The sequence below is a fragment of the Bacillus sp. JJ864 genome, assembly GCF_036963045.1.
In the GTDB taxonomy this organism is placed as follows: Bacteria; Bacillota; Bacilli; order Bacillales; family Bacillaceae_G; genus Bacillus_A; species Bacillus_A pseudomycoides_C.
The window spans coordinates 1-2,935 of record NZ_JBALLY010000066.1; the positions used below are offsets into that span (position 1 = coordinate 1).

Here is a 2,935-nt window from a genome sequence, read left to right on the forward strand (position 1 = left end):
CTGGGTTCTTACCCTACTACGGCTGGCGCGGAGCCAGTCATCAAATTATCCTTTCTTTTCCAAAAGAATTTGATGATACAACTATTATTACTTTAAATACAAATTATCGCTCGAACCCATTTATTGTTGGCCTTGGTAATGAAGTCATTAAGCTAAATCAAGAACGATTTAACAAAGAACTGTACTCCGTTCACGAAGAAGGCGTGCAGCCGTTTTATTCAAGACCAGCAACAACATTGGATGAAGCAAATCAAATACTGCAACTGATTCAAGATAAAGTAGCAAGTGGTCAGCGACGCTATACAGACTTTTGCTTATTATACCGGACACATTCTGTAAGCCGCTCCTTACTCGATCAGCTTACGATTCATAAAATACCGTTCGTCAAATACGGGGTAAGCCAATCATTTTATGAACACTCGCTTATTAAACCGGTATTAGATCAACTGCGGTTGGCCTTTGAACCATTTCGATTAGAATCACTCGCAAGTATTTTGCCAACGATGTATATCGGACGCGATGAATGTATATCATTTATTGAACGAGAACAATGGAAATACGGTGAAGGACGTTTCCCTTCCCTTTTACATTTTCTTTTACTGAATCCGAATTTAAAATCGTTCCAAGTAAAGAAAATCAATGATCGTATTGATTTTCTAAAATTTATTAAAGAACTTGAACCGAAAAATGCATTAAAAGAAATTATTAAAGGAAAAGGACAATATTTAGAATATCTGCAAAGCAATGACCGTTCTTCTTTCACAATGCAAAAAGAAATACAAGAAGAAATGCTTGAAGAGCTCATTGAATCTGCAAATCGCTTTTCCGACATTCCAGCGTATTTAGACTTTGTAAACACAGCGATACAAAGTCAAAAAGAAATGGAAGCCTTAAAAACAAGAGCCCAGCAAGATGCTGTCTCGCTTATGTCAATTCATAACGCCAAAGGCCTTGAATTTCCATGCGTTTTCTTACTCGGTGCAAGTGATGGAATATTACCACATTCTTCATCATTAAAAGATGCAAACGACCGCGTCACCGATACCTCCGAGGCATTAGAAGAAGAACGACGCTTAGCATACGTGGCAATTACGCGAGCAAAAGAAGAATTATACATTTCTTCTCCGCAGTTTTTTAGAGGAAAAAAACTTGATGTTTCGAGATTTTTATTTTTGACAAGAGATGACCTACAAAAAACAAAATAACAAATGACTTGAAGCTTTATAAAATAAAACAAAAAATACCCTGTTTNNNNAAACAGGGTATTTTTTGTTCAAAAGCAGACTCATTATTTATATGTTTCATTATTTATTAATACCTATTTTTCTTCCCACCACAGTTACAACCTTTTTTCTTCACATATCCTTGCTGTTCCAGTTGCTGCCATTCTTGCTGCTCTTGTTGTTGCTCTTGTTGTTGCTCTTCCTGCTGCCCTTGTTGCTGTTGCTGCATTTGATACCAATATTGAAGATTATTATATGGATTTGGTTGCTGATACTTCGCCATGGCAAACATCTCCTCTATTTTTCAACGCTCTCTTTACTATATGAACAACCTTTTTGTTTCGTGCCTTCATTTCTCACTCATTCAGCCATCGAATTACAATCGTTTCAATAATCGCTGCAGCCCCAGCAACTGCTAACAACAAAATAATAGGCTCTGCTACTTTCGGAATCCATTCATAACATAAAAGCAATAGAGCGCTCATCCATATTCCTGTACACCAATAGCAACTTAACAATTCCCCAATAAATTTACGTAAACCTGCTTCTTTTATTTTCATATACGTTGAAACTGAACCATCCTCTTCTGTAATCTGTATTTCTTCAATAAAAGGCGCACGTATAAAAGATGTAATCTTATCAAAGACCAAAAGGCGTGTTAACCGAAATACTGCACACGAAAAAATAAAAAACATAAGCCAACTCTCAAAAAACAAGTTCCCCATCCCCTTTTCTTTTCAGATAAATACAGGCTTATCCTTTGAAAAAAACAACTTGAGAGCAGTAACCGATTTACCTCGCATTCAATATTCTATTAGTGTAATCAAAACTTATGATAAGGAGTGAAAAGAATGGGTAACAATGATGACAAGAAGGGAATTACCATCAATTGCGTATGTGATGTTGTAAACTTCATCAATGAATTACAAGATTGTGCAACAAGCACATGCCCAACAGGTTGCGATGTTCCATTCCTAGGTGCACATCAAGGTTCGAGACTTGCAAATACGCGCCCATTTATATTATTTAACAGCCAAGGAACTGCATTCAGTGGATATATTCCTGCTACTGATTTAGAGGGTCATTCTTCTATTTTACGCGTAGAAAGCGTGGATGTCTGCTATGCAGTATTACGAGTATTGGAGGTACCAAATGTACCACCTGGTCAAAATCCAATTTCTTACTTTTTAAACACACCTACTGCTACACTACAAGCAACAAATTCCGTTGTAACTGTTGATTTAAATTGTTTCTGTGCAGTTCAATGCTTACGTGACACACACGTTGCAGGCGTATAATATGTAAACAAAAAAACTATTGAGGTGGTAGGAATCCTACCACCTTTTCCACATTATAGCCCCATCATACGAATCGACACGACATCCTCTATATTTAGTAAAAAATCCCCAACTTGATTAGGTACTACCATTTGCAGTGCCCCATTTTCGTAAGAAGCAATAACCCCTACATAAGAAGCTTTTTTTGTTTTCACCATACATTTCACACCTGGTATATAATGTGGTCGATTTAACAAGAAATAAACTTTCTCTTCATTATTCATATCTCGAAATGCTTTATTCTGCCATGTGCTACTTAAAGATTCTGTATACTGCTCATCGTTTTGCTCTTGTTCATCACTTTGCTCTTGTTCATCACTTTGCTTTTGTTCGTCACTTTGCTCTTGTTCATCACGTTGCTCTTGCTCATCACGT

General features: G+C 36.8%; 5 protein-coding genes. 2 read left to right on the forward strand and 3 right to left on the reverse strand.

Features of this window, described 5'->3' with window-relative positions:
- Positions 1 to 1,205: ATP-dependent helicase (locus V7024_RS11340; RefSeq protein WP_335519753.1), on the forward strand; the 1,205-nt coding region annotated here is incomplete at its 5' end.
- A gap of 106 nt (positions 1,206 to 1,311) precedes the next feature.
- Here V7024_RS11340 and V7024_RS11345 read toward each other — a convergent pair.
- Both V7024_RS11345 and V7024_RS11350 read right to left on the reverse strand, forming a co-directional pair.
- A complete protein-coding gene (locus tag V7024_RS11345) occupies positions 1,312 to 1,515 on the reverse strand; it encodes a cytochrome C oxidase subunit III (RefSeq protein ID WP_335519756.1) in 204 nt (67 codons plus the stop codon).
- 64 nt (positions 1,516 to 1,579) lie between these two features.
- The gene (locus V7024_RS11350) at positions 1,580 to 1,939 is read right to left on the reverse strand and encodes a DUF1360 domain-containing protein (protein WP_098915797.1); all 360 of its coding nucleotides are present in this window, start codon (positions 1,937 to 1,939) and stop codon (positions 1,580 to 1,582) included.
- Positions 1,940 to 2,074: 135 nt separating this feature from the next.
- Between V7024_RS11350 and V7024_RS11355 the strand changes: the two genes are divergently transcribed.
- Positions 2,075 to 2,521, forward strand: coding sequence for a CotY/CotZ family spore coat protein (locus V7024_RS11355; protein WP_335519761.1), 447 nt, complete (start codon positions 2,075 to 2,077; stop codon positions 2,519 to 2,521).
- Positions 2,522 to 2,574: 53 nt separating this feature from the next.
- On the opposite strand, the gene V7024_RS11360 is transcribed toward V7024_RS11355, so the two are convergent.
- Positions 2,575 to 2,935: CotO family spore coat protein (locus V7024_RS11360; protein WP_335519764.1), on the reverse strand; the 361-nt coding region annotated here is incomplete at its 5' end.